We start from the raw sequence: 23,312 nt of genomic DNA on the forward strand, positions 1-23,312 counted from the left end.
GCTGATCAGCCCTGCGCCTGGGCCATGCAATAGCGGTCCCGGCCCTGGCGCTTGGCTTCGTAAAGCGCGGCATCGGCTTCAGCTACAAGCGCTTGTGAACTGATCGATTGCTGCGCCGGATGAGCCACCGCGATACCGGCGCTGGCCGACACTACGCCAAACGGGCTGCCGGCGTGCTCGATAGCCAACCGGCGCAACTGCTGCAACGTCTCCTGTACGATCAGGCCGGCCCCGTGGCCATCGGTGTCAGGCAGCAGCAGGGTGAACTCTTCACCGCCATAACGCACAGCGAGATCAGCCGGACGCTTCAACGCCTGCCCCAGTACCTCCGCGACCCGCCGCAAACATTGGTCACCTGCCAGGTGGCCATATCGGTCGTTATAAGCCTTGAAGAAGTCCAGATCCATCATCACCAGCGCCACCGGATAGCCTTGCCGCCGCGCCCTGGCGATCTCGACATCCAATACGGCATCGAGCCGGCGCCGGTTGCCCAGCCCGGTCAGACTGTCGGTCAGCGCCAGGTCCTTGAGCGTCTGGTGCGCCTGGTGCAAGGCGCGCTCGATGACAATACGCTCACGTAGCTGACGCAGCACCACCCAACCGAACAGCGAAAGCCCGAGCAGCAACACCAACAAGACGCCGATCGACTTGATCACATCCTGGCGCCATGCCGCCAGGATCGCATCGCGCGACAGGCCGGCCTGCACCACCAACGGGTAACTGGTCAGCGCACGGTAGGCATATAGCCTAGGTGTGCCGTCAACCACCGCTACAGTCTCGACCACGCCCTCGTTGGCATACGGCAGGTAGTCGCGAAACACTTCGCTGTCCGCCAGGCTGCTGCCCAGCACCTGCTCGACAAACGGCCTGCGCACCAGGATCGTACCGTCGCGCTTGGCCAGCACCAGCGCGCCGCTCTGGTCGATTTGGAAGTCGCCGTAGTAACGTACGAACCAGTCGACCCTGATCGTGCCCAACAGCACGCCGGCAAAGCTGCCATCGGGAAAGTTCAGTCGGCGCGAAATGGGGATGATCAACTCTTCGGTAGAGCGGCTCTTGACCACCGAGCCGATCCTGATCTGCCGGCCCGTATGCTCACGGTGATAGATGAAGTAGTCGCGGTCGGCATTGTTGGCCTTCGGCGCTGTGACGGTGTGATCGGTTGCCAGCCAGGTGCCATCCGCGCCGTACACGAACAGGCCATGCAACTGCGGCATTATCTGTACTTGTTGGCGCAAGAGCGCGTGCAGCCGCGGCCGATCGAGGTTGGCGAAGCCATCGCCCTCGAGGCGTTCAGCCAATGCCGCGGTAATCGCATCGACCTGCCGGATCGAGTCCTCGGCGTGCTGGGCACTGGCTCTGGCGAGGTTGACCACCGAGTTTTCAGCAACGGTAAAGGCTGCGCGATAGTCCCGCCAGAACCGCCAGGCCTCGGTCGCGACGAATACCAGCATGACCACGGCCATGAACGCCAGCACCAGGCGAAACATCGCCGCGGCGCGGCCTTCACCGTTGGCCGCGAAAAGGCCGTGCTCATCAGGCTTATGGGTAAAAGGCATGCAAATCCCTTTCGCTCGCTTGGCCTTTGACTATAGATCAGCGATGTTTGCGCGTACTCAGTTCGATCCAGGTCGGCGCATGGTCACTGGCCTTGGGCTCATTACGGACCCAGGCATCGACGCCCGCGTTTTTCAGGTACGGCGCCAGCTCGCCATTGAGCAACAGATGGTCGATGCGCAGCCCGGCATTGCGTTCCCAGTGCTTGCGAAAGTAATCCCAGAAGGTAAACACCTGCTCATCGGGGTATAGATGCCGCAGCGCATCTGTCCAGCCTTGGTTCAGCAGGCGTTGGTAGCAGGCCCGCGATTCGGGCTGGAGCAAGGCATCCTTGCGCCATGAGCGCGGGTCGTAAATGTCCTGGTCGGTGGGCACCACGTTGAAGTCGCCGGCGAGCACAGTCGGGTGGCCGCTGTCGAACAGCCCCTGGGCATGTTCGATCAGACGCTCGAACCACTCCAGTTTGTAATCGAACTTCGGCCCCGGCTGCGGATTGCCATTGGGCAGATACAGGCACGCCACCAGCACGCCGTGAACAGCGGCCTCGAGGTATCGGCTCTGCGGATCATGCTCCATGCCTGGCAAGCCGCGGCGCACCTCCAGCGGCTCGGCGCCGCGGGCCAGAATCGCCACGCCGTTCCACGACGGCTGGCCCTGAAACAGGCAGCTGTAACCTGCAGCTTCAATGGCCTGCAACGGAAACGTCTGATCTGGCGCCTTCAGCTCTTGCAAGCAGGCAATGTCCGGCTGCTCCCGCTCAAGCCAGGCGAGCAATGCCGGCAAACGGCTGCGGATGCCGTTGATATTGAAGGTGGCGATCTTCAGCGCTTTCATGTGTCAGGGTCGTTGACGTGGGCCTGCACAGCTTCCTGCAGGGCGTTGACATGGGCTTCGTCTGCCAGTTGTTTCAGCGCCAACCAGTCGTCCCAGTCCAGCCCGCCGTCATCGCGCAAGGCTTCAGCCGTGCGGATCAACTCGTGGTGATAGGCGTCGGGCGACTCGCGCCGGTAGCTGACGTCATCATATTGCGCGTACCAGGCCGCCAGTTCGGGAATGCTGCGTTCAATGCTCATGCGTTTACTCCTGCCTGAACCTTTGAATGTCTGAACCCTGCTCGCCGCGCATCGTTCCCATTAGTGCGCCAGCGGCACAACGACAACAAAAAAATTAAACCTTTGCTGCATGCCAATGCTCAACCTTAGGCGACATTGACGTCGCGCCAACGCAAAGGTGTGAGAAATGAACAATCTGTTCCTGAAACGAATCGGACTGTCCGTCGCCCTGGGCATGGCCTCTTTGCATGCAATGGCGGCAAGCTCCGACGACTTCGTTGACGCAGCTGCCGAGTCTGGCATCGCTGAAGTCGTGACCAGCAATCTGGCCTTGGAAAAAACCCAGAGCGCCGACATCAAGACCTTTGCCCAGCAGATGGTCGCAGACCATACCAAGGCTAATCAGAAGCTCGGCGACATCGCCAAAAAGCATGACATCAGCGTGCCTGACGAGGCCGCGATGACCGACAAGGTCAAGAAAGTCATCCTTGAATGGCGTGACGAGTCGTTCGACAAGTCGTATGTGAACAACCAGGTCGCTGCGCACGAAAAAGCCGTCGAACTGTTCAAGAAAGAGGCTGCTTCAGGCGACAAGCCAGACCTGAAAGCCTTCGCTGGCGAGACCCTGCCGGCACTGGAGAAGCACCTGGAGCATGCCAAGCAGCTGCAGGCTAAATACGACAAGTAACCCGAATTGGCGAGGCTAAGTATTTATGAGTAACGACCCACTTCGTGACGAAGTTCTGACCCGTCTTTTGCACGCGCACCCGCAAGGCCTGGGCAAGGAAGTGCTGGATAACTATCGCGGCGAAAAAGTCGTGGCCGGCATGCTCAAGACGCTGCAGGACGACGGCTTGATCCATGATGGTAGCGTTGAGGTTGATGCCGAGCATCAGATCAGCGTGCAGTATCCGATCAAACTGTCCAGCGCCGGCGTCGAAGCCGCCAAACGGGTCGAAGCCTAATCGACTCGTCTGCTCCTGCACTTGGTGCAGGAGCAGCTCGCGCCGCCAAGGCGCGAGCTTCCCTTCTCGAATTCCTGCCTTAGTGCTTCTTCTCGATATCGCGCGGCGGAACTGCTGGGCCCTGTGGGTCTACCTGCGGATCGTCCAGGTCCGGCGAGTCCGGATCAAAACCCAGGTCGTTATTTTCAGTGGCCTCATCTGAAGAGTGCGGGCCCTTATTCGGTTGCTCGTGCTCGTGGCTTTTCTCGTTGGACATGCGCAGATCTCCCATGAATGTCTATGGAAGAACCCTGCACAGCGGTAAAGTTTGATTTATTACTTTAATCCGCGCCCACATCACCGCGCTGCAAACTGGCCAGAGCATCGCTGCGGCTGACCAGCTCTGCCTTTAGGAAATCGAGCTGGCGGGCCTGCTCGGCGCAAAGTTCGCGCTTCTGCTCCAGTTGCTGCGTCTGCCCTTCCAGCTGGCGACGCACTTCGTCACTGGCCCCCTGCGCCTGTGCCAGAATCGTGCGCAAACCCTGCACCTGGGCGTCGCGCTGCTCCAACTGATCATTGATGACCTTGAGTTCAGCGGCGGCCTGGCGAGCCTCGGCCTGCAGCCGCTCGTTGTCGCGATGCAGGCGAGTGGCCTCTTCCTGCCTGACGATCAAGCTCTGCTGCAACTGGCGCAGCTCTACCTGCAACTGCTGTACCTGCCCCTCGTGCCGGCGCTGCTCCTGCTCACGCTGCTCGCGGCTGGCGGTGCGGTAGTGCTCAAGTGCGTCGCGGGCGTGACGATGCTTGTCCTCGAGCGAAGTGATCTGTTCATCCTTGTCGGCCAGGCGTAACTGCTGCTCGCCGAGCGCCTGATTGAGGCTGGCGCTGCGCAACTGTTCGGTTTGCAACGTGCTCTGGGTGGACGCGAGCTTTTCCGACTCGGCCTGCAGGGCATTGGCCTGAATCTGGATTTGCTGCTGCGCCGCAGCGAGTGCCTGCTGGACGATGCTCAGCTGAGCCTGGAGCTGATCACGCTGCTCGGTGAACTCGCTTTCAGCTGCTTCGATGCGCGCATCGCCCTCCTCTCGCAACTGATCCGCCAGTTGTTCGACCAGCCGCGCCAAAGGCTCACTCAGGTTACCAGCCGCCAATTGGGTCACCGCAGGATGCTGGCTCTCAAGTTCCTTCAAATAACGGTGAATGGTGGTCTTGGAGCCGGTATTACCCATTTCGATACGTACCGCATCAATGCTCGGGCGCTCGCCTCGGGCAATCAAGGCCTGCCGCGCCTGCTGCACTACCGCCTTGTTTATTCCGCCCCGGGCCATGTCTGCTCCTACGATTTCGTAATGTGGTACGTACTATGTAATTACGTACCGATTATCCGCCTAGCGACGGGCTTTAACAACCCGTTGCTAACATTCAATAATCACGGCTTATCGCATGTGAGGACCTTTAACCTGCGCTGCTCCGTGAGTGGACGCAGCCGAGCTGTACAAATAGTCGAAATCGCAGTTTTGCAGGGCGTACAGCCGTGAATAGCAAAACGCCACCAGTCATAAGGCTGTCATTCAACTGTCGTATTTTCAGGGGACTACTCAAGGCCGGGAAACGAACAGCAGTGATCCGCCTAACCCCCTCCTCCGCAAAGCTCCTGCCGCTGCTTCTACTGATGCTGTGCGCAGTCACTCTCGCCTTTCTCTGGGGGCTGCATGCAACCCAGAAGAATGCTGCGCGCCAACAGGCGCTTGCGGCCAAGGCCGCCGAACATCTGAACCTGGCCAGCGTCGTAGCACAGAGCCTGCGCCAGTTGGTTGATCGTGCCCAGGCGGTGGGTCGCAGCACGCTGCAAGACGTGACGAAGCCGGCTCAGGATCGCCTCAGCCTGGTGAGGATCCTGGCCGCAGACCCGCTGCTCAAACGCATGAGCCTTTACGACAGCAACGGCGCACGGGTCTTTTCCAGTGATGCTGACGAACCGCAACGCCTGCCCAGTGAGTGGCTGGACCAACTGAAAACCCATGTGGCGCGCTACGGCTTCAAACCCTTTCTGGCGCATGCGCTGCCCAATGCCAGCGACACGTCGGAGCGACGCGTGCCGTTTCTAGTGCCCCTGTCCAACCTGCCTGGCCGCCAGATCGACAGCGTACTGTTGGTGCAACTGGACATCGGCTACCTCGCCCTGCTGTTCCAGCACATCGATCTTGGCGCCAGTGGCTTCATGCGCTTGCTTCAGGATGACGGCCAGGAGCGCCTGCGTATCGATGGCAGCGGCGTGGTGGTGACCAGTGAGGCGCTGCTACCGGTGCCGCCAGCCAGTGGCGCAGACGCCGGCAGCCTCACTCAATTCGCTACGGATGGCACCTATCAGAGCTTGTATCGGCGAGCCGCAGATCGTGGTTTCAGCGTTCTCGTCAGTCAACGCCACGAAGAAATCCTCAAACCGAGCACAGCCAACTTCACCCGCCAGTTCTGGCTGAACCTGTGCATGACCATCATGATCCTCGCCAGCCTGGCCTGGAGCCTGCGTTTACTGAGCAAGCGCCAGGAGGCGTTCAGCGCCCTGGAGCAGGCGCAGCAGGTCAACCAGGAACTGATCGAGCGCCTCGAAGAGGCCCATCGGCGCAGCAGCCACGCAGCAGCAACCGATCACCTCAGCGGCCTGCATAACCGTCGCCAGTTCGTCGAAGTCGCCAGCAAGACGCTGACCCGCCAGCGCGGCAAGCGCCGCTTGATGGCGATCCTGTTCATTGACATGGACCGCTTCAAGTCGATCAACGACTCGCTTGGCCACCGCATCGGCGACCTGCTGTTGCAGGCCGTCGCCGGGCGCATTCAGCGCATGCTGGAAGACGGCGATGAGGCTTCGCGCTTCGGCGGTGACGAGTTCGTTGTGCTGCTCGCTGGCGAGCGCAGTGAAGACCAGCTCGACAACTGGGTGCGCGCTCTGGTCGAAAAGCTCTCGGCCACCTACGCGCTGGATGGCCAGGAGGTCAATACCAGCCCCAGCGTCGGCGTCAGCATCTGCCCGCGCGACGGCCAGGACATCGACGCGCTGATCCGCAACGCCGACGCCGCCATGTACTCGGCCAAGCAGGCCGGGCGGGCGCAATATCGCTTTTTCGACCCGTCGCTGAATGTCAGCGACCTTCATGCGTTCAACCTTGAGCAGGCGTTTGGCAGTGCCCTGGCCGAGCGTCAGTTCGTTTTGCATTTCCAGCCGCAGATCCGGCTCGACAACCTGCAGGTGGTGGGTTACGAGGCGCTGGTGCGCTGGGATCACCCAGAATTCGGCCTGCTCTACCCTGACCGCTTCATTGGCCTCGCCGAGCGCAGCGGCTTCATCGTCGCGCTGGGTTGGGAGGTGCTGCGCATGGCCTGTGAGGAACTGGCCAGCTGGACCGCACGCGATCCGCACACACGGATCGCCGTCAACGTCTCGGCGCTGCAGCTGCGCCAGGCCGATTTCAGCGAACGATTGCTGAATGAACTGGACCAGCTCGGCATCGCTGCGCAGCGCCTGGAACTGGAGATTACCGAGACCACCGTGCTCGATCCGGAAGGCACTGCGGTCGATCACTTGCAGCGCCTGCGCGCTGCGGGTATCGGCATCAGCCTGGACGACTTTGGCAGTGGTTACGCCGGCTTCGCCCATCTGCACGCGCTGCCCCTGAGCAAGTTGAAGATTGACCGGGCACTGATCACGCCGCTGTGCAACAGCTACGATGACAGTCCGATCGTATCCTCGACCATCATCCTGGCCAAACGCCTGGGCCTGGAGGTGGTTGCCGAGGGCGTCGAAACCCGCGAACAGGTGGTCTGCCTGAAGCTCGCCGGCTGCGACATCGCCCAGGGCTACCACTTCAGTCGGCCGTTATCGCCTACGCAACTTCACGAGTATGCGCCCTTCAAGGCCATCGAAGAGCAGCTCTGCCTGGAGCACTGAGGCTGTACTGCCGCTTGGCCAGCCCCCACGTTGGTCAGCAGCCTGCGGCTGGTTTATTGTGTGGGCTTCAGTTCACCACAATCCTGCCCCCATGACCGACATCGAGCGCTACGTCCGCGCCGCCACGCGTGACAATACCCGGCGCAGTTACCAGGCCGCCGTCGAGCATTTCGAGGTGCGCTGGGGCGGTTTTCTGCCGGCCACCGCCGACAGTATCGCCCGCTACCTGGTCGAGCACGCTGAACAGCACGCGGTCAGTACGCTGCGCCAACGCCTGGCGGCCCTGAGCCAATGGCATATCAGCCAGGGCTTTCCCGATCCGACCAAGGCACCCTTGGTGCGGCAGGTCCTGCGCGGCATACGCACCTTGCACCCGGCGCCGGCCAAACAGGCCGCGCCGCTGTTGCTGCAACATCTGCAGACCGCCGTCGCACGCTTTGAACAAGAAGCGCAGCTGGCGCGTGAACGAAACGACATGCCCGGCTTGTTACGTGCGCGCCGGGATGCGGCCTTGCTACTGCTCGGTTTTTGGCGTGGCTTGCGCGGCGATGAGCTGGCACGCCTGCGCGTCGAGCATATTCAGGCCCAGGCCGGTGTCGGCCTTACCCTGTACCTGCCGCGCAGCAAAGGCGACCGCGAGGCACTTGGCGTACAGCACCGCACCCCGGCGCTGAAAGCGTTGTGCCCGGTGACGGCTTACCTGCAATGGCTGGAAGTGGCGGGCATTGCCCATGGCCCGGTGTTTCGCAAGCTCGATCGCTGGGGCAACCTGGGCCAGGCGCCACTCAACAGCAACAGCCTGATTGCCGTGCTGCGTGGCATGCTCGAACGCGCCGGGGTGCCCGCCTCACTGTATAGCGGCCACTCACTGCGACGCGGTTTCGCCACCTGGGCCACAGCCAATGGCTGGGAGTTGAAGTCGTTGATGAGCTATATCGGCTGGAAGGACGCCAAATCCGCGCTGCGCTACATCGATGCAGCGCAGCGCTTTGGCGATCTGGCGGTGTTGCCCGCGGCGCAGGAGCGCTTGCTCATTCCTTGAACGGGTGGCGGGCAATCCCCGCCACTTCCGGGCGGATCATGTACAGGTCACCTGCATCCGGATAGTCGAGCAGCTGCGCCGGGGTCATGCCAAAGCGGGCGGTGGTGATGTACAGCGTGTCCAGCTCCGGGCCGCCAAAGCAGCAACTGGTCGGCCGCGGCACCGGCATTACCACCTGGTCGCTGAGGTGACCGTGGCGGTCGTAGCGCAGCAGGCAACTGCCGTTGAACTGGCACACCCAGATGCCGCCTTCCTTATCTAGCGCAATGCCATCCGGACGACCCAGCTCGGCCGGGGTTTCGGCAAACAGGCTGATCTCGCCCAACACGCCACCGGCGAGATAATCAGCACGGTAGATCGAGCGCGCCACCGAATCGACGAAGAATAGCGTCTGGCCGTCTTGCGACCACGCCAAACCGTTGGGCAAGGACATCTCGCGATGGATCACTTCGGCATGCATTTCGTGATCGAAGCGGTACAGTGCGCCGGTCTTGCCGCTGGGGCCTTCATCCATCAGGCCGGTGACAAAGTGGCCCTGCGGATCACAGGCGCCGTCGTTGAAGCGGTAACTGGAGCGGTGATGCACGGGCGCCGAATACTGACGCACCTTGCCTTCGCCAAGATCCAGCAGCGCAGCACTGGCATCCTCGGTGAAGATCAGATTGCCTTGGTCGGTCAGGGCCAGAGCGCCAATTTTCGCAGCGGATTCGTAAACCCGTTCGACATCGCCCTGCGGCGTCAGGCGGTTGATGCGTCCGCCGGAAATATCGACGAAATAGAGGACGCCGCTGTGCGCATCCCAGACCGGGCTTTCACCAAGATCGGCACGGGTACGGGCGACTTTGACTGGCGCGTAATGGCATTCCTTGATGCTACTCCAGCGCTCGGCGACTTCGCTGAGGCTGGCGGCTTCTACCCGGGCCAGATCGCGAGGATAGCTGACGCCGCTGTTCTCGCAGAAGCGTGTAGCGGTAAACTGGCCGTTGCTGGCGCGCAGGATGTAGCCGGTGTCACGGCACAGTTCACTGGCCAGGTAGAGCAGGCCTGGGGTCACCCATTCAGGCTTGAGGTCCTCACTGGGCTGGCTCACCCCCCACATGCGGGTCTTGGCCACAGGCGAAATCGCATTGACCAGGATGCCGTGGGCCAGGCCTTCCATGCTCAGCGCATTCATGATCCCGACCTGGGCCATCTTGCCTGCGGCATAAGCTACCAGCCCTGGCTGGGCATAGCGCTGGTACATGGCGCGGTCAGAGGTGGTCAGTACGACTCGCGGCGCCGCCGAGCGCTTGAGGTGCTTCCAGGCATGCTTGGCCAACCACACCGGCGCATGCACGCTGATGCCCAGAGCGCGTTCGAGAAATGCCTCCTGCTGGTCTTCGATGTCCTGATAGCCGACCCAGCCGGCATTGTGAATGAGGATGTCGAGCTGGCCGAACTGCTCGATGGCAAGCTCGATCAATTGCTGGCAACCCGCCTCATCGTCCAGCCGACCAATGTGGGCAACCACCTCGCCACCCTGGGCCTTGAGAGCCTGCAACGCTTCAGTTACCAGTGCCTGATCTTCGCCTTCGCCGGCGCGATCGGTGCCCAGGTCACTGATCACTACCCGTGCGCCCTGAGCCAGCAGTGCCTTGGCGTAATCCAGGCCAAGCCCCTGGCCTGCACCGGTAATAATCGCGACTTTATTTGTGAATGGCATCGACGAATCCCCCCGATTCTCATTCACAGACAATAACAATAAAAAAATCAATGACTTAATACTAAAAGCATGCAAACTTGATATCTAATAGATATCACCGAAACCCCGCAAGCGGATGACCGAGCCCCACCCGGTTACTCATACAGATAGCAACAGCCCGGGCGAGCAGGCTTCTGCGCCGCCCAAGCACACATTATGATGGCGCGCCTGCAGAAGTCCTGTGAGCACACGCCCCTGCACCAGTTCGCCTCGATGAAGGAAAGTAGAATGATCGAGACCCGTTTGCTCAGGCAGTTCATCGCCGTGGCCGAGGAGTTGCACTTTCACAAGGCAGCTATTCGTCTGCACATGGCGCAGCCGCCTTTGAGCCAAGCGATCAACCGCCTCGAGGACAAACTCGGCTTCAGCCTGTTTCTGCGCAACAAGCGCGGGGTCAAGCTGACCGCCGCTGGCATGGCATTTCTGGAAACCGCTTATCGCACCCTCAAGGAACTCGAGCAAGGCATCGAGTACGCCCGCAATGTCTCCGAGGGCGTGTGCGGCAAGCTGACCATCACGGCCATTTCGATTGCCTACTACGAGTCGCTGCTGAACTCGCTGCGGCGCTTTCGCGAAAGCTACCCGAACGTGCGCCTGACCATCCGTGAAATGCCGTCGGCGGCCCAGGCCGCCGCCTTGTTGGCCGGCGAAGCCGACATCGCCTTCATGCGCAAGCTGCCACTGCCGCCGGATATCATCGAATCACGCCTGATTCTCAATGAGCAGATCGTGATGGCCTTGCCGGCCCATCACGAAAAGGCCCGCCACGCCAACGTCGACCTGCGCGAATTCGCCGAAGAAGACTTCGTGTTCACTCCGCAGGCATTGGGTAATGGCTACTACAGCCAGCTGATGGCGCTGTGCGAGTCGGCAGGCTTCTATCCCAAGGTGGTGCAGGAAGCGTCGCAGATTCACACCTTGATCGGTTTGGTCGCCTGTGGCTTCGGTGTAGCCCTGGTGCCGGAATCGATCGCCAACTCGACGCTGCGCGATCGGGTCCTGTTCCGCCCGATCAAGCCCGTTGGTGATCAGCCCAACGCCAGCATGGGCCTGTACATGAACTGGAACAACCAGAACGCTTCGCCGGCGCTGGGCAGTTTCATCTCGATGCTGGACCTTGGCGCACCGAAGTGTTTCAGCGACACCCTCCTCGACCTCGCGGCCCAGGAGAGCATCCTCAAGCGCGATCTACACCGATAGCTGGTTATGGCGCAGCCAGGCATCCAGTGCCAGTGCTGTTTCCAGGTTGTTACGGCGCAGCTGCGAGTTGAAATAGCCCTCGGCGTGATCCAGTTGCGTGATTAGCTGAGCTCGATCGATGACCGCGAATGCCGGGCTGTCAGCCGTTGCCAGCAGCTGCCGGGTGCGCTCGCGCAGGAAGCGCTCGTAGGCCAGGTTTGCCGAAGTCGGATAAGGGCTTTTCTTGCGCGCCAGCACGGCCGGTGGCAGTAGATCAGCCGTCGCCTGTTTGAGCAGCCACTTTTCCTCGCCTCCTCTACCTTTTATCGACCACGGCACGTTGTGCACGTACTCGACCAGCTCATGATCGGTATACGGCACACGCACCTCAAGGCTGGCGGCCATGCTCAGGCGGTCCTTGCGGTCGAGCAGGATCGGCAGCCAGTGGTGCAGGTGCAGGTGGCTGATCTCGCGCATGCGCCGCTCGACAGCGTCGTCGCCCGGCAGATGCTGCACTTGATCCAGTGCCTGGTGATAGGCGCTGTCCTGATAGCCGGCAAAATCGCAGTGGCGGTTGAAGTCCGGGTTGATCAGTTCTGCCTGCAGCAGTTGCATCCGTGACAGCCACGGCATCCGCGCCGCAGCGATGGCCTGCGGATCGCGACACCAGGCGTAACCGCCAAATACCTCGTCCGCGGCCTCGCCTGAGATCGCCACCGTCGAGTGGCCACGGATGGCTTTGAACAGCAGATACAGAGAAGTATCGACATCGCCAAAGGTCGCCGCTGAATCATTGGCCAGGTACACCGCCTGCCTGGCCTGATCGGCAACCAGCTCGCGGTTGTCGATCAGGATGGTCTGGTGCTGGCTGCCGATATGCGCGGCGGCGGCCAAGGCATACGGCTCGTCGCGCTCCGGGCGGAAGGCATCGGCCTGGAACTGCTCGGCCTGGCCGACAAAATCCACCGAGAACGAATTGACCGTACCGCCCTGTTCGGCCTGCAACTTGCGCTGGGCCATCGCTGTGAGAATGGTCGAGTCAAGCCCGCCGGACAGCAACGAGCATACCGGTACGTCGGCATAGAGCTGCTCGCCCAGCGCTTTACCCAACAGTTCGCGGGTGCGCTCAATGGTGCTTTGCAGGTCGTCCTGATGCTCACGTCGTTGTAACTGCCAATAGCGGTTGAGCTTGATCTGGCCGTTCGGCCGCCACGATAGCCGATGCCCCGGTGGCAGCTCGCGAATGCCGCGCAGCGCCGTGCGCGAGGTGCCCCGCGACAAGCTCAGGGCATCGACCAGCCCCACCACGTCGAGCTGTTTGCTGAAATCCGGATGGGCCAGAATCGCCTTGATCTCCGAGCCGAACAGCAGGCCCTGGCCATGTTCGGCGTAGTACAGCGGCTTGACCCCGAGGCGATCGCGTACCAGCAGGAAGTGCCCGTCCCGCTCGTCGAACACGGCAAAGGCGAACATTCCCGACAGCTGTTCGCTGCAATGCTCGCCCCACTCCAGGTACGCATGCAGCACCACTTCGGTGTCGCTGCGGGTCTGGAACTGATGCCCGGCCAGACGCAGCCGCTCGCGCAATTCGTTGTGGTTGTAGACCTCGCCGGTATACACCAGCGCCACTTGCTGGCCATTGCCGAAGCGGTAAGTCATCGGTTGTACGCCGCCAGCAAGGTCGATGATTGCCAACCGCCGGTGGCCGAGCAAGGCATGCCGGTGGCGCCAGCTGCCGCTGGCGTCCGGGCCGCGCAGGGCCAGGGTGTCGGTCATTGCCGCCAGCAGCGGCGCGTGTTGCTCCAGGTCGCGACTGAAGTCGACCCAGCCTGTAATTCCACACATGGTTGCCGCTCCTTATTGACCAGCCTCAGCGGCCGGCACCCGCCCGACCAGCGCTTGCAGGCGCTTGGCAATGTCCAGCAACTGCCGCTCGCTGTCGCGTCGGCCCATGATCTGCACCGACAGCGCTGCTTTGCCATCCGGGCTCAGGCAGATCGGCACGGTGATAGCCGGCAGGCCGCTAAAGCTGGCCAGCGGGGTGAAGCTGATCTTCTGTGAGTAGTCGGTGTCAGCAGGTGATGGGATGGTCGAGTCGCCGGGCTGCGGATCACGCCGTTCGAACGGCCGATTGGGGTCCATCGGGAATACCACGAAGTCCACCTGGGCGTTATCGAACCAGCTGTCGATGCCTGCGCGAACGCTGTCCATACGTTGCTGGATGGCGTTGTACTCTTCCTCGCTGACACCGGCACCGACGGCCAGCGCGCTCTGCGTCGACCAGTGCAGCTCGCAGTCGAACACCTGCTGCCACGCCGCAGAGGCCAGCCACGCATCACGGGCACAGAGTTGCCAGGCGTCGCCGCGGCACGCCCACAGTTCAGGCATGTCGACATCACTGTCGGCCATTTCAAGCTGCACCACGGCGCTGCGCGCCTGAGCCAGCATGGCGAGCATCTGCGCGCTGGTCAGGCCCGGCTCATGCACATGGCTAAGGAAACCGACCCGGTACTGCTGCTTGAGCGGCAGTTGCTCGCCGAGCAGACCATCGATGCCAAGCATCGGTAGCAGCAGGTCGAGGTCATCGGCGCTGCGCGCGACCCAGCCAAGGGCGTCCATGCGCGGAGACAGGGGGAATACGCCGGCCAGATTCCCGGCCTTGTGCGTCATGCGCAAGCCGACCATGCCGCAGTGCGACGCAGGCCAGCGGACCGAGCCGAGCACATCGGTGCCCAGCGAGATATCACACAGCCCCGCCGCCACCGACACCGCGGAACCTGTGCTCGAGCCCGAAGGGTCGATACTCGGGTAAAGCGGGTTGCGGCAACCGCCACCAAAGGCGATGTTCAGCTCGGTGGTGGTCACCTTGCAAGTCAAGGCCACCCGCGGGTCCAGCCAGGTCAGTGCTTCGGCGCTGCGCGCTGGATAGTGACGGTAGCTACGCAGGCCCAGTCGGGTCGGCAAACCCGCAACGTCAACGGTGTCCTTGACGCCCAGGCGGAACCACGGCGACTCGGCCGGGCGGGTGCTGACCAGGCAACGGTAGTGGCCGTCGGCATGCACCGCCCATTGCTCATACTGCGCTGCCCAATCGGCGGCCAGTGCTGGATTGGCCTGCAGTTGCGCATAGCGCTCACGCAGGGTCAGGGCCAGGTAATTCGGCACCTGTTGGCCAACTGCTGCGGGACCGCAGTTGGCCAGGTAGGCGTCGATAGCATTGTCGGTTTTAACGTATGACATCGGTGTATTCCTTGACAGTTGATGCCGCCGCCCAGGCTTGTGGCTTGCCTGTGGCAGACAGCGGTAAGTGATCGACGTGATGGATATGCAGCGGCCGCGGCGTGCCGGGCGTGAGCTGAGAAAACGCAGCCAGCACAGCCCCGCTGCTGACTGAAGAATCGCCCAGCACTATGGTGTAGGCCTCGCCACGCAAACCGTCGCGTAGCGGCACACAGGCCAGGCTTGCGCAGCCCAGCAGCGTGCCCAGTTCGGCGCCTAGCCGGGCCAGGTCGAGGCGAACGCCATTGACCTTGATCAGGCTGCTGACCCGGCCCAGCCACTGCACCCGGCGCGGGTCGAGGACCTGCACCAGGTCGTCACAACGGTGGCTTGGCGCTGCGCAGGCCTGGCCCTGCTCACGGGCAATGCGTGGGCTGGCGATTTCCAGGGGCGCGGGCTGGCCAGCGGGTGTTAGTAGCTGAACGTCGTCAAGCAAGGTCCACGGCTGCTCCGGCGTGCTACTGGCATCCAGTTCGCGGACGGCAATCGCGCCGGTTTCGGTCGAGCCGAGCACCTCGATAAAACGCACCTGCGCACCGGCGAATTGCTGGATCACAGCCAGTGCACCGGGTGGCAGCATCGATGCACTGTGCACGATCAACAGCGGGCGCTGGCCAGCCAGGCGCTTGAGCAGTGCTGGCAGCAGCTTCCAGGTACTGGCGATGGCCAGGATCGCGCACTGGCCGTGGCCAGCCAGCGTTGGCAGTTGCTGTTGTTCGAACGAGCACAGCTGTAGCGCCGCCCCATGTACGCGCGCACCGGTTTCGCCGAGGATCTGCCCGTAGCTGTGGCTGACCGGCGCAAAGCTGATGATCTCGCTGACCTGCGGCGCCCAGCGCTGATAGATCAGCCGCGCCTCTTGCTCCATTTGCGCGCGGCTGCGCAGCCATTGGCGCGGCGCGCCGCTGGAACCAGAAGTGTGGAACACCTGCTCAGCACTCACTCGGCGGCCTGCAGGGTGAGCTGGTCTTCGACCTTCTGCGCAACGAAGCGCTGCATCTTGTCCAGAGTCTCGAACCAGAAGCGCACATCGTCGCTGAGGTAGTCCACCTCGATGCTGAAGCGGTCCTCGACGGCAGTAATCACCTCAACTGCCATCAGGCTGTCGAAGCGCTCACCGAGAAAGTCGCGAAAGCTGGCCTGGCTGTCGATGCCGAGGACCTCGGGGCCGAGCAGTTGGGCAAGAGTCTGGCGGATCTGGAGTTCGATGGAGGGGGTATTCACGAGCCGGTGCTTCCTTGTTGAGTGCTTGCGTTGATCAATGCCGCGCCCGCGCTGTAGAACACCTGTTCAGGCGCGATCGGGTCGAATTGCAGATAGATGAAAGCTGTGCTGTAGCGGCTGCGCAGCCCCGCGTACAGGCCGTCGGCCAGGGTCTGCTGCGCGAGCATGTCGCGCTCGCTGGAGAGTGTGATGCGCACATGAAACTGCGCCGGCTGGCCGTCACGGTCCTGGCTGGGCAAAGGCATACCGGCGCTGAACACGCAGTCCAGCGGCAGCGGCGCGAAGAACACCATGCAGTGCGCGGGGTCGGCGCCCAGGCTCTTGAGAACGCGGGTAAAACCCAGCGCAATGCGCTTGCGCTCGATCAGCGGCAGCGGCGCGCAGGCGACGGTAATGGTCGGCATGCTTGGTGTCCTTATGAGAGTTGCAGGTTGGGCAAATGGCGGCGGCTGCCGTCGACGAATGCCTGCAGCAGACGGCCCAGGCAGGTTGACAGCGCATCACTGCCCTCCAGATACAGCGGCGACCAGGCAAAGCCTTGCGCGGTGCTCACCTTGTCGAGGAAGAAGCGCAGGTGAGCGATGTCCACCGGCAGCTCGAATGCCAACGCCATGGCCACCGCCTGATAGGTGCTGAGCAGGTCGGGGATACGTTGACCGTGATTGGCGAAGCCACCCTGACGAACCTTGTGCGCCGCCAGCAGCACTGCCGCAGCCTGCTGCACGGGGTGGCCGAGGTAGGCAAGGCAACTGAGCGCCTGCAAACCGGCGCGCAGCGATGACGCGCCCCGCGGATAGGCGCTGTAGGTCAGCCGCCCGCTGTCTTCATGCTGACAGGTGCCGACAAACCGCTGCAGGCTATCCAGCGCCACACCGCTGTTGTCTCCCAGCCACTGCAGGATGGCCACCGCAGCTGCGGTCGAGACCATGTCCGAGCCGCGGCCTTCCCAGAAGCCAAAGCCGCCGTCCGGATTTTGCAACGAGGCCAGCCATTTGCCGATTGCCTGACGGGCCTGCGGCTGCTCGGCAAACGCCCCGGCAGCGAGACCCCAGGCCGTGCAGCGCACCTCGGCACCGCGCCCGGGCATGTACATGATCCCGGCCTCGTTGGGCATCTGGCAGCCTTCGATCCAGCGCAACGCCGCAGCACGCTGGCCGCTGTCGAGGCTGCCGCCGAGGATCCCGGCGGCGCTGGTCAGAACATCCGCCGCCGTGCTCGCTTCGCGGTAGGTGTAGCCGCCACCGGGTGTGGCCAGGCTGGCGATATAGTCAGCGACATCATCAGCCAGCCAGGCGACTGGCTGCCCGAGTGCCTTGAGTGAGCCCACCGCGCAGAACACCGCCCAGACGTCCTCGCCGTCATATCCCCGCCAGCGGACAAAACCGCCTGCGCTGCTGCGGCGGGCAACGATCCAGTCGCTGCAACGCTGTGCGTCCAAAGGTAGTGCGTGCAACTCTGCCAAGCTTGCAGTGGCGCGGTAGGTTGCCCACAGGCAAGCCGACTCGGCCGACTCGCTGAAGCGAAAGCCGCCGTCAGCCAGCTGCTGCGCCTGCAACCAGGCGATCAAACGCGTGCGGTCCCACGCAGGCGCCGGCAGCCCGGCTCGTTGCAGTGCGCGGGCGGCCATCACGCCATAGAAGCAGGCGCGGGTATCGGCGACATCGCGCTCGGCAAACTCAGCCGACCAGCTCAGGCCACCATTGGCGCATTGCAGACCCTCAAGCCAGCGGTACAGCGGTTCACGCTGCTGGACCTCGCCGTGGCAGACTTCGAGCAAGGTGCGCAATGTGTAATGCGTGGCCCAGGCATCTGCCGTCTGGCCCGGGCACATGGCGTAGGCGTCGCCATCGAACAAGGTGTGCAGCCATGCGGCAGTGGCGTCTGTGTCGCTGACTGGCGCCGCCAGATCCTTGAGGGTTTCGGTGCAATAGAACGTGGCCCAGGCATCGGACGGCATACCCTTGCTCCAGGCATAGCCGCCATCACGGTTGCGCCGTGACTGGATATACGCCTGCAGCTGCGGCACATCGGCACTGCCCAGGCGCTCGACCCAGGCCAGGCTGCGGATCGCAGCGTAGGTGCACCAGAGGTCAGCCTGATGATTGGCCAGGCCCTGCCCTTGCGGAAATTTCGGCAACACCGCGCTCATTGCGCACCGCCAACAAAGCGCAGATTGGTCTTTTTCCAGCTCTTTTGCGAAGCGCCGCTCTTGCTCAACACCGACAGGTTGTTGATGAACAGGATGCGGCTCCAGCGCAGGCGCATGTGAGCTTGCGAATGGGCCTGCAAGCGCGCCTCGATCGCCGCCTCCTGACCAGTGTCCCAGAGCACATCGCGCTCCAGGATCAGCGCGGCGCTGTCCTTGTCGCGGTCGACTTCGATCATGTAGCCCGTGGCGTCGCAGTTGCCGTAAACGACTTCCTCGACGGCGCGAATATCCAACGCCACGCCGCCGACTACCACGGCATCGTTGTCGCGGCCATTGATCAGCAGGCTCGGGCTGAGCTGGCCGGCCTCGCAGGCGCCGCTGATGGTCACGCTGTCACCGGTATCCAGGCGCAGCAAGGGCCGCGCATACAGGTTCAGCGGCGTTACCACCAGACGCCCGCTGAGACCTTGCGCCAGCGGCACCAGTTGGCCGTCCTCCAGCAGCAGTTCGAAGTAGTTGGTGGTGCAGGCCAGACGCATCTGTTGATCTTCGCCAACTGTCGCCAGGGTGCCGGTCTCGGTACTGCCGTAACTGGCATCGAATACCTCGCACTGCCACCAGCGCGCCAGGCGCTGGCGGAATGGCTGGGTGTTGACCTCGCCCAGCAGCATGATCGTCTGCACCGACAGGGCGAAGCCGTCGAGCATCTCCCGCTGTTTAAGGTAGCGAGTCAGCTGGACCAGCACGCCAGGGGCAATGAACAGCACGCTCGGCTGGTAGGTGGCGAAGGTCTTGCACACCCGCTCCCAGTCGGTGATTCCGGTGGTAAACGGATACAGGCGCACGTGGGAGACGTCCAGGTAGTCGCAGACGTTGGCAATCAGATCGCCGACCGGGACGATATCCGACGGCATAAGGTTGGCGACCCTGGAGCCTGGTCTGAGTACCGCGCGCCATTGGCTGGCGACGCTGATGGCATTCCAGATGATGTCTTGCTTCAGGCGTGGAGTTGGCGTCGGTTCGCCGGTGGTGCCGGTGGTAGCGTAATAGCGCGCTGCATCACCCAGGCCGACCGTGCAAAAATCCAGCGGAGTGGCCTTGAGGCTGGCCTTGGGCGTGACCGGCAACTGAGCGAAGGCTGCGCTGTTGAACGGGCCGATGTCCGCGTAATAGCGGCTGTTGCGAGCTCGTTCCCAGGCGGCCTGCAATTTGCCGGTGTAAAAATTCTGACAAGGCATATTTCTGCCGAATTGGCGAAGTTCGCCCTCGGCTGCCGCTACGACTGAATGGTCGTTTTCCTTGTGAACCAACATCGCCCCGCCCCTCTCGAATAAGTTGCGCCGAGAATTGGCGAGTGCAGACCTTGAGTAAAATACTTTTGGCGAACCGGCGGTGATAGGTCGCAAGTATTAATAGCCTTGGAAATACAACGATTTAGCCCATATCAGCGGCTGCCGCCTGCTCCCCGTCCCCGTACGCTCTGGGGCAACTGCGCATATCAGATTGAGACCTTTATTGTATTTCCCTCGAGCTGTCGTCGCTGCGCACTATCGCCGCTCCTTGCAGCAGGTGCAGGGCGAACGACGACACTCAGGGAGCGACACCGATCATGCTGACCCAAGCCGCCAACGTGCTCGACGGCCCACTGGCCTGGAGCCTCAATTCCTGGCGCGACCGCAGCGCTGCGCAGCAACCGCTGTATCACGACCAACCTGCCCTCGAGCAGGCGCTGGCGAGCTTGCGCCAGACCCCCGCGCTGGTCAGTCGGCAGTCGATCAGCCTGCTTACGGGCTTGCTGGCCCAGGCCCAGCAGGGCCGTGCGTTTGTCTTGCAAGGCGGTGATTGCGCCGAAGACTTCACCCAGACCGATCAGGCCGCGCTGAATCACTTTCTGCAGCTGATGCAGCAGATGAGCCAGCTGCTGACGCGGGGTGTACAGCGGCCAGTGATCAAGATCGGCCGCCTGGCCGGGCAATACGCCAAGCCACGTTCCAGTGATATCGAAACCCGCGATGGCCTGAGTCTGCCGGTGTATCGCGGCGATATCGTCAACCAGGCCGAGTTCAGCGCAGCAGCGCGGCGGGCAGATCCGCAGCGCTTGCTTGCAGCCTATGCTCACTCGGCCGCGACCTTGCGCGACATCCGCACCCTGCAGGGTTTCATGGACAGCGATGGCCCGTGCGATCAAGCGCTGTTCATCTCCCACGAAGCCTTGCTGCTGGAATACGAGCAGGCGTTGACCCGGCAACAGGACGATGGCTGCTGGTTCAACCAGTCCACCCACCTGCCGTGGATTGGCCTGCGCACCGCCCAGCCCGATGGCGCCCATGTCGAATACCTGCGTGGGGTGAGCAACCCGGTGGCGGTCAAGGTCGGCGCCGAAACCTCGGCCAGCGCACTGCTGCAGCTGATCGAACAGCTTAACCCGCACAACCAGCCGGGCCGGCTGACGCTGATCCACCGCATGGGTGCGGCGCTGCTGGAACAGCACCTCGGGCCGCTGATCGACGCAGTAGAGCACGCTGGCGCGCGGGTGTTGTGGCTGTGCGACCCCATGCACGGCAATACCCGCACCCTGCCCTGCGGCACCAAGACCCGCGCCTTCGATGACATCCTGGCGGAGATAGAGTCGGCCTTCGCCGTGCATGCCTGGCATGGCTCGGTCCTCGGCGGGCTGCACCTGGAACTGACCGCTGAACCCGTGACCGAGTGCCTCGGCGGCCCAGGCCACCTGCAGCCGGAGGATCTGCACCGCCGCTATCTGAGCAAGGTGGATCCACGCCTGAATGGCGAACAGGCGTTGGCCTTGGCCCAGCACTTGAGCCGGATGCCGCCATGCCGTTAGCCATATACGTGTTTTCGCTGTGCACCTTTGCCTTCGGCTTGTCTGAGTTCGTGGTCGCCGGTCTGGTTTCGGCAATGGCGGGCGATCTGAGCAGTTCAGTCGCTGCGGTGGGCGCGGCGATTGCGGCGTACGCGTTGGGCGCCGCCATCGGCGCACCGTTGCTGACTGCGGCGCTGGCGAGCTGGCGTGACCGCTCGCTGATGCTGCTGACGGTAGCAGTGCTGGGGGTGGGAAGCCTGCTGCTGGCAAGCGTCGAGCAGGTGTTGACCTTGCACCTGGTGCGCTTTGGGATTGGCCTGGCCCACGGCGTGTTCATGGCGCTAGCGGCCAGTGTCGCAGTCAAGCTGGTAGCACCCGCACAGGCTGGGCGGGCATTGTCGGTGGTATGGATGGGCTTGACGGTGTCGTTGGCACTCGGGGTACCGCTGGGCACGCTGCTGGGCAGCTTCTGGTCGTGGCGGGTGATATTTGTCGCGCTGGCGCTGCTCGCTTGTTTGAGCTTGATCGGCTTGCTGCGCTGGATGCCGGTTCAGGCTGGTGCGGCGGATGCTCAGCCTGGCGCGGGGCTGAGCGGCCTGCGCGCCGTGCTACTGCGGCCGTTGTTGTCGGTTGCCGCGGTGTCCATGCTGGTCAGCGTCGCGGTGTTCAGCTTTTTCAGTTACGTGTCGCCGTACCTGCTGGAGGTGAGCCAGGCCGGGCCACGTTTGTTGAGTGCGGGCATGCTGCTGTTTGGCGCCTGCACGATTGCTGGCAATCTGGTTGGCGGATATGCCGGCGACCGCTTTGCGATAAACCGCTGCCTGTTGCTGGCCCTGCTCATGCTGGTGGTCACACTGATGCTGCTGTATGTGTTCAGGCAGTCGCCATGGGCCGTGCTCGGCCTGGTCGGGGTGCTGGGGGCAGTGTTCTTCGCCATCGTCACGCTGTCCACGTTGCGCCTGCTCAACCTGGCCAAAAGCGTGGCGCCGCACGCCAGCGGCGTGGCCTCGGGGTTGAACATTGCTGCGTTCAACCTCGGCACAGCGCTCGGCGGCGGGCTTGGTGGCCTTTTGATCGGTCAGCTCGGCCTGGCGTGGTTGCCGCTGGCAGGCGTTGGCGCCGGGCTGTTGGCAATTGCTGTGCTACTCAGCCAGACGCCTGCCGATGTGCCCTATGAAGCTGAAACTCAGCGCTGAGCCTTGGCGCACTGCCACAGCCGGGCAACATCGCTGGCGCGCGCCTGCAGCAGTGCCGGCGCTTCGCTGCACGCCTGAGCCAAGGTCATCGGCCCACTGGCCAGCGCAAACGCGGCATCGATGCCATGGGCGTACAGTTGCTGGTAACCCTCGCCCAGGGTGCCGGCCAGCACCACCACCGGCACACCATGACGTTTGGCAACCCTGGCCACGCCCATGGGCGTTTTGCCGCGCAAGGTCTGCGCGTCAAAGCGGCCTTCGCCGGTGATGACCAGATCGGCGCCCTGCACCAGTGCATCCAGCCCGGCCAGCTCGGCGACCACCTCCACTCCCGCGCGGAAACGCGCGTCCATGAATGCCTTGGCCGCAAAGCCCATGCCGCCGGCAGCGCCGCTACCGGGCGACTCCCTGAGGTCATTACCCAGCAGTTGCGCGCAATGGTCGGCAAAATGGCCAAGGGCGAGATCCAGCGCTGTCACCTGCTCAGGGCTGGCGCCTTTTTGCGGACCAAAAATCGCCGAGGCGCCATTCGGACCACACAGTGGGTTGTCGACGTCTGCAGCGACTTCGACCTGCACCTCAGCCAGGCGCGGATCAAGCTCACTGGCGTCGATCCGGGCCAGTTGCGTCAAGGCCAGGCCGCCTTCGGCCAGCGCCTGGCCATCGGCGTCGAGCAAACGCAAGCCAAGTGCGCGGAGCATGCCGCTGCCGCCGTCGTTGGTGGCACTGCCGCCAATCGCCAGGACGATGCGTTGGGCCCCCGCGGTCAATGCCGCGCCGATCAATTCGCCGGTGCCCCAGGTGCTGCTACGACAGGCGTCGCGTTGCTCGCCGGCGACCAACTGCAGGCCGCTGGCTTCGGCCATTTCGATGATTGCCGTGTGGCTCTCGGCGAGCCAGCCCCAACTGGCCTCGACCGTCTGCCCCAGCGGCCCGCGCACCGCTTGCCGGCGCAGCTCACCGTGGCTGGCCGCGACAATCGCCTGCAGCGTGCCTTCGCCGCCATCGGCCATCGGACACTCAACCAGTTCGGCCTCCGTCCACACCTCGGCCACCCCGCGCGCAATGGCCTGGGCGACGGCAGCAGCGTCGAGACTGTCCTTGAACGAATCGGGGGCGATGACAATTTTCATGGGGATTCTCCTGATCCTGTTGCAGCGATGCTGACAGTTGCGTCAT

General features: G+C 63.0%; 21 protein-coding genes and 1 pseudogene. 7 read left to right on the forward strand and 15 right to left on the reverse strand.

The window, feature by feature from the left end; genetic code table 11:
- Positions 1 to 5 precede the first annotated feature (5 nt).
- From IDM28_RS11190 to IDM28_RS11200, 3 genes are read right to left on the reverse strand one after another with little or no spacing between them, the layout of a single operon-like run.
- Complete coding sequence (locus tag IDM28_RS11190; protein ID WP_188035935.1) at positions 6 to 1,559, reverse strand: sensor domain-containing diguanylate cyclase; 1,554 nt, start codon at positions 1,557 to 1,559, stop codon at positions 6 to 8.
- Between the two features lie 37 nt (positions 1,560 to 1,596).
- On the reverse strand, positions 1,597 to 2,391 hold the full coding sequence (gene xth / locus IDM28_RS11195; RefSeq protein ID WP_188035936.1) for an exodeoxyribonuclease III: 795 nt from the start codon (positions 2,389 to 2,391) through the stop codon (positions 1,597 to 1,599).
- Entirely contained in the window at positions 2,388 to 2,630 is a 243-nt protein-coding gene (locus IDM28_RS11200) for a hypothetical protein (protein WP_101319466.1), read from the reverse strand. The genes xth and IDM28_RS11200 overlap by 4 nt, the downstream gene beginning before the upstream one ends.
- Before the next feature lie 166 nt (positions 2,631 to 2,796).
- Between IDM28_RS11200 and IDM28_RS11205 the strand changes: the two genes are divergently transcribed.
- Positions 2,797 to 3,297 carry a DUF4142 domain-containing protein gene (locus IDM28_RS11205; RefSeq protein ID WP_101319468.1) on the forward strand — a complete coding sequence of 167 codons (501 nt, stop codon included), beginning with the start codon at positions 2,797 to 2,799 and terminating at the stop codon, positions 3,295 to 3,297.
- Between the two features lie 25 nt (positions 3,298 to 3,322).
- Positions 3,323 to 3,574: a hypothetical protein gene (locus IDM28_RS11210; RefSeq protein ID WP_101319470.1), complete on the forward strand. Its 252-nt coding sequence runs from the start codon at positions 3,323 to 3,325 to the stop codon at positions 3,572 to 3,574.
- Between the two features lie 79 nt (positions 3,575 to 3,653).
- Here IDM28_RS11210 and IDM28_RS11215 read toward each other — a convergent pair whose 3' ends face one another.
- Both IDM28_RS11215 and IDM28_RS11220 read right to left on the reverse strand, forming a co-directional pair.
- Positions 3,654 to 3,830, reverse strand: coding sequence for a DUF6021 family protein (locus IDM28_RS11215; protein ID WP_178080766.1), 177 nt, complete (start codon positions 3,828 to 3,830; stop codon positions 3,654 to 3,656).
- A gap of 64 nt (positions 3,831 to 3,894) precedes the next feature.
- A complete protein-coding gene (locus tag IDM28_RS11220; protein WP_188035937.1) occupies positions 3,895 to 4,881 on the reverse strand; it encodes a DNA-binding protein in 987 nt (328 codons plus the stop codon).
- A 293-nt stretch (positions 4,882 to 5,174) separates the two neighbouring features.
- On the opposite strand from IDM28_RS11220, the gene IDM28_RS11225 reads away from it, so the two are divergent.
- Together IDM28_RS11225 and IDM28_RS11230 are read left to right on the forward strand one after the other, a co-directional pair.
- Positions 5,175 to 7,499: a putative bifunctional diguanylate cyclase/phosphodiesterase gene (locus IDM28_RS11225; RefSeq protein WP_188035938.1), complete on the forward strand. Its 2,325-nt coding sequence runs from the start codon at positions 5,175 to 5,177 to the stop codon at positions 7,497 to 7,499.
- Between the two features lie 91 nt (positions 7,500 to 7,590).
- A complete protein-coding gene (locus tag IDM28_RS11230; RefSeq protein ID WP_157831744.1) occupies positions 7,591 to 8,541 on the forward strand; it encodes a site-specific integrase in 951 nt (316 codons plus the stop codon).
- On the opposite strand, the gene IDM28_RS23860 is transcribed toward IDM28_RS11230, so the two are convergent.
- The gene (locus tag IDM28_RS23860; RefSeq protein ID WP_256585772.1) at positions 8,531 to 9,583 is read right to left on the reverse strand and encodes an SMP-30/gluconolactonase/LRE family protein; all 1,053 of its coding nucleotides are present in this window, start codon (positions 9,581 to 9,583) and stop codon (positions 8,531 to 8,533) included. The two genes, IDM28_RS11230 and IDM28_RS23860, sit on opposite strands and share 11 nt — an antisense overlap.
- Before the next feature lie 57 nt (positions 9,584 to 9,640).
- A pseudogene (locus IDM28_RS23865) lies at positions 9,641 to 10,243 on the reverse strand (SDR family NAD(P)-dependent oxidoreductase); the annotation flags it as partial.
- A gap of 267 nt (positions 10,244 to 10,510) precedes the next feature.
- Between IDM28_RS23865 and IDM28_RS11240 the strand changes: the two are divergent.
- Positions 10,511 to 11,482 carry a LysR substrate-binding domain-containing protein gene (locus IDM28_RS11240; RefSeq protein WP_101319480.1) on the forward strand — a complete coding sequence of 324 codons (972 nt, stop codon included), beginning with the start codon at positions 10,511 to 10,513 and terminating at the stop codon, positions 11,480 to 11,482.
- Here IDM28_RS11240 and asnB read toward each other — a convergent pair.
- The 7 genes from asnB to IDM28_RS11275 are packed head-to-tail and all read right to left on the reverse strand — an operon-like array spanning position 11,471 to position 19,351.
- Positions 11,471 to 13,306 carry an asparagine synthase (glutamine-hydrolyzing) gene (asnB, locus tag IDM28_RS11245; protein ID WP_188035940.1) on the reverse strand — a complete coding sequence of 612 codons (1,836 nt, stop codon included), beginning with the start codon at positions 13,304 to 13,306 and terminating at the stop codon, positions 11,471 to 11,473. The two genes, IDM28_RS11240 and asnB, sit on opposite strands and share 12 nt — an antisense overlap.
- Positions 13,307 to 13,318: 12 nt before the next feature.
- Positions 13,319 to 14,701 carry an amidase family protein gene (locus tag IDM28_RS11250; RefSeq protein ID WP_188035941.1) on the reverse strand — a complete coding sequence of 461 codons (1,383 nt, stop codon included), beginning with the start codon at positions 14,699 to 14,701 and terminating at the stop codon, positions 13,319 to 13,321.
- Positions 14,688 to 15,683 carry an AMP-binding protein gene (locus IDM28_RS11255; protein ID WP_188035942.1) on the reverse strand — a complete coding sequence of 332 codons (996 nt, stop codon included), beginning with the start codon at positions 15,681 to 15,683 and terminating at the stop codon, positions 14,688 to 14,690. Before IDM28_RS11255 ends, IDM28_RS11250 begins: the two co-directional genes overlap by 14 nt.
- Positions 15,680 to 15,964, reverse strand: coding sequence for an acyl carrier protein (locus IDM28_RS11260; RefSeq protein ID WP_103437340.1), 285 nt, complete (start codon positions 15,962 to 15,964; stop codon positions 15,680 to 15,682). Before IDM28_RS11260 ends, IDM28_RS11255 begins: the two co-directional genes overlap by 4 nt.
- Positions 15,961 to 16,368 carry a hypothetical protein gene (locus IDM28_RS11265; RefSeq protein ID WP_150569239.1) on the reverse strand — a complete coding sequence of 136 codons (408 nt, stop codon included), beginning with the start codon at positions 16,366 to 16,368 and terminating at the stop codon, positions 15,961 to 15,963. The genes IDM28_RS11260 and IDM28_RS11265 overlap by 4 nt, the downstream gene beginning before the upstream one ends.
- Positions 16,369 to 16,379: 11 nt before the next feature.
- A complete protein-coding gene (locus IDM28_RS11270; protein ID WP_188035943.1) occupies positions 16,380 to 18,113 on the reverse strand; it encodes a prenyltransferase/squalene oxidase repeat-containing protein in 1,734 nt (577 codons plus the stop codon).
- Positions 18,110 to 19,351: a phenylacetate--CoA ligase family protein gene (locus tag IDM28_RS11275; protein WP_259073609.1), complete on the reverse strand. Its 1,242-nt coding sequence runs from the start codon at positions 19,349 to 19,351 to the stop codon at positions 18,110 to 18,112. Before IDM28_RS11275 ends, IDM28_RS11270 begins: the two co-directional genes overlap by 4 nt.
- A 371-nt stretch (positions 19,352 to 19,722) precedes the next feature.
- Here IDM28_RS11275 and IDM28_RS11280 point away from each other — a divergent pair, with 371 nt between their 5' ends.
- Together IDM28_RS11280 and IDM28_RS11285 are read left to right on the forward strand one after the other, a co-directional pair.
- Complete coding sequence (locus tag IDM28_RS11280) at positions 19,723 to 20,958, forward strand: 3-deoxy-7-phosphoheptulonate synthase class II (RefSeq protein WP_188035945.1); 1,236 nt, start codon at positions 19,723 to 19,725, stop codon at positions 20,956 to 20,958.
- Positions 20,949 to 22,133, forward strand: coding sequence for an MFS transporter (locus IDM28_RS11285; protein WP_188035946.1), 1,185 nt, complete (start codon positions 20,949 to 20,951; stop codon positions 22,131 to 22,133). The genes IDM28_RS11280 and IDM28_RS11285 overlap by 10 nt, the downstream gene beginning before the upstream one ends.
- On the opposite strand, the gene IDM28_RS11290 is transcribed toward IDM28_RS11285, so the two are convergent.
- Positions 22,124 to 23,266, reverse strand: a complete 1,143-nt coding sequence (locus IDM28_RS11290) for a glycerate kinase (RefSeq protein WP_188035947.1) — start codon at positions 23,264 to 23,266, stop codon at positions 22,124 to 22,126. The two genes, IDM28_RS11285 and IDM28_RS11290, sit on opposite strands and share 10 nt — an antisense overlap.
- Between the last annotated feature and the right edge of the window lie 46 nt (positions 23,267 to 23,312).

The sequence above is a fragment of the Pseudomonas sp. EZ-C24 genome, from assembly GCF_014525325.1.
Classification (GTDB): domain Bacteria; phylum Pseudomonadota; class Gammaproteobacteria; order Pseudomonadales; family Pseudomonadaceae; genus Aquipseudomonas; species Aquipseudomonas shirazensis.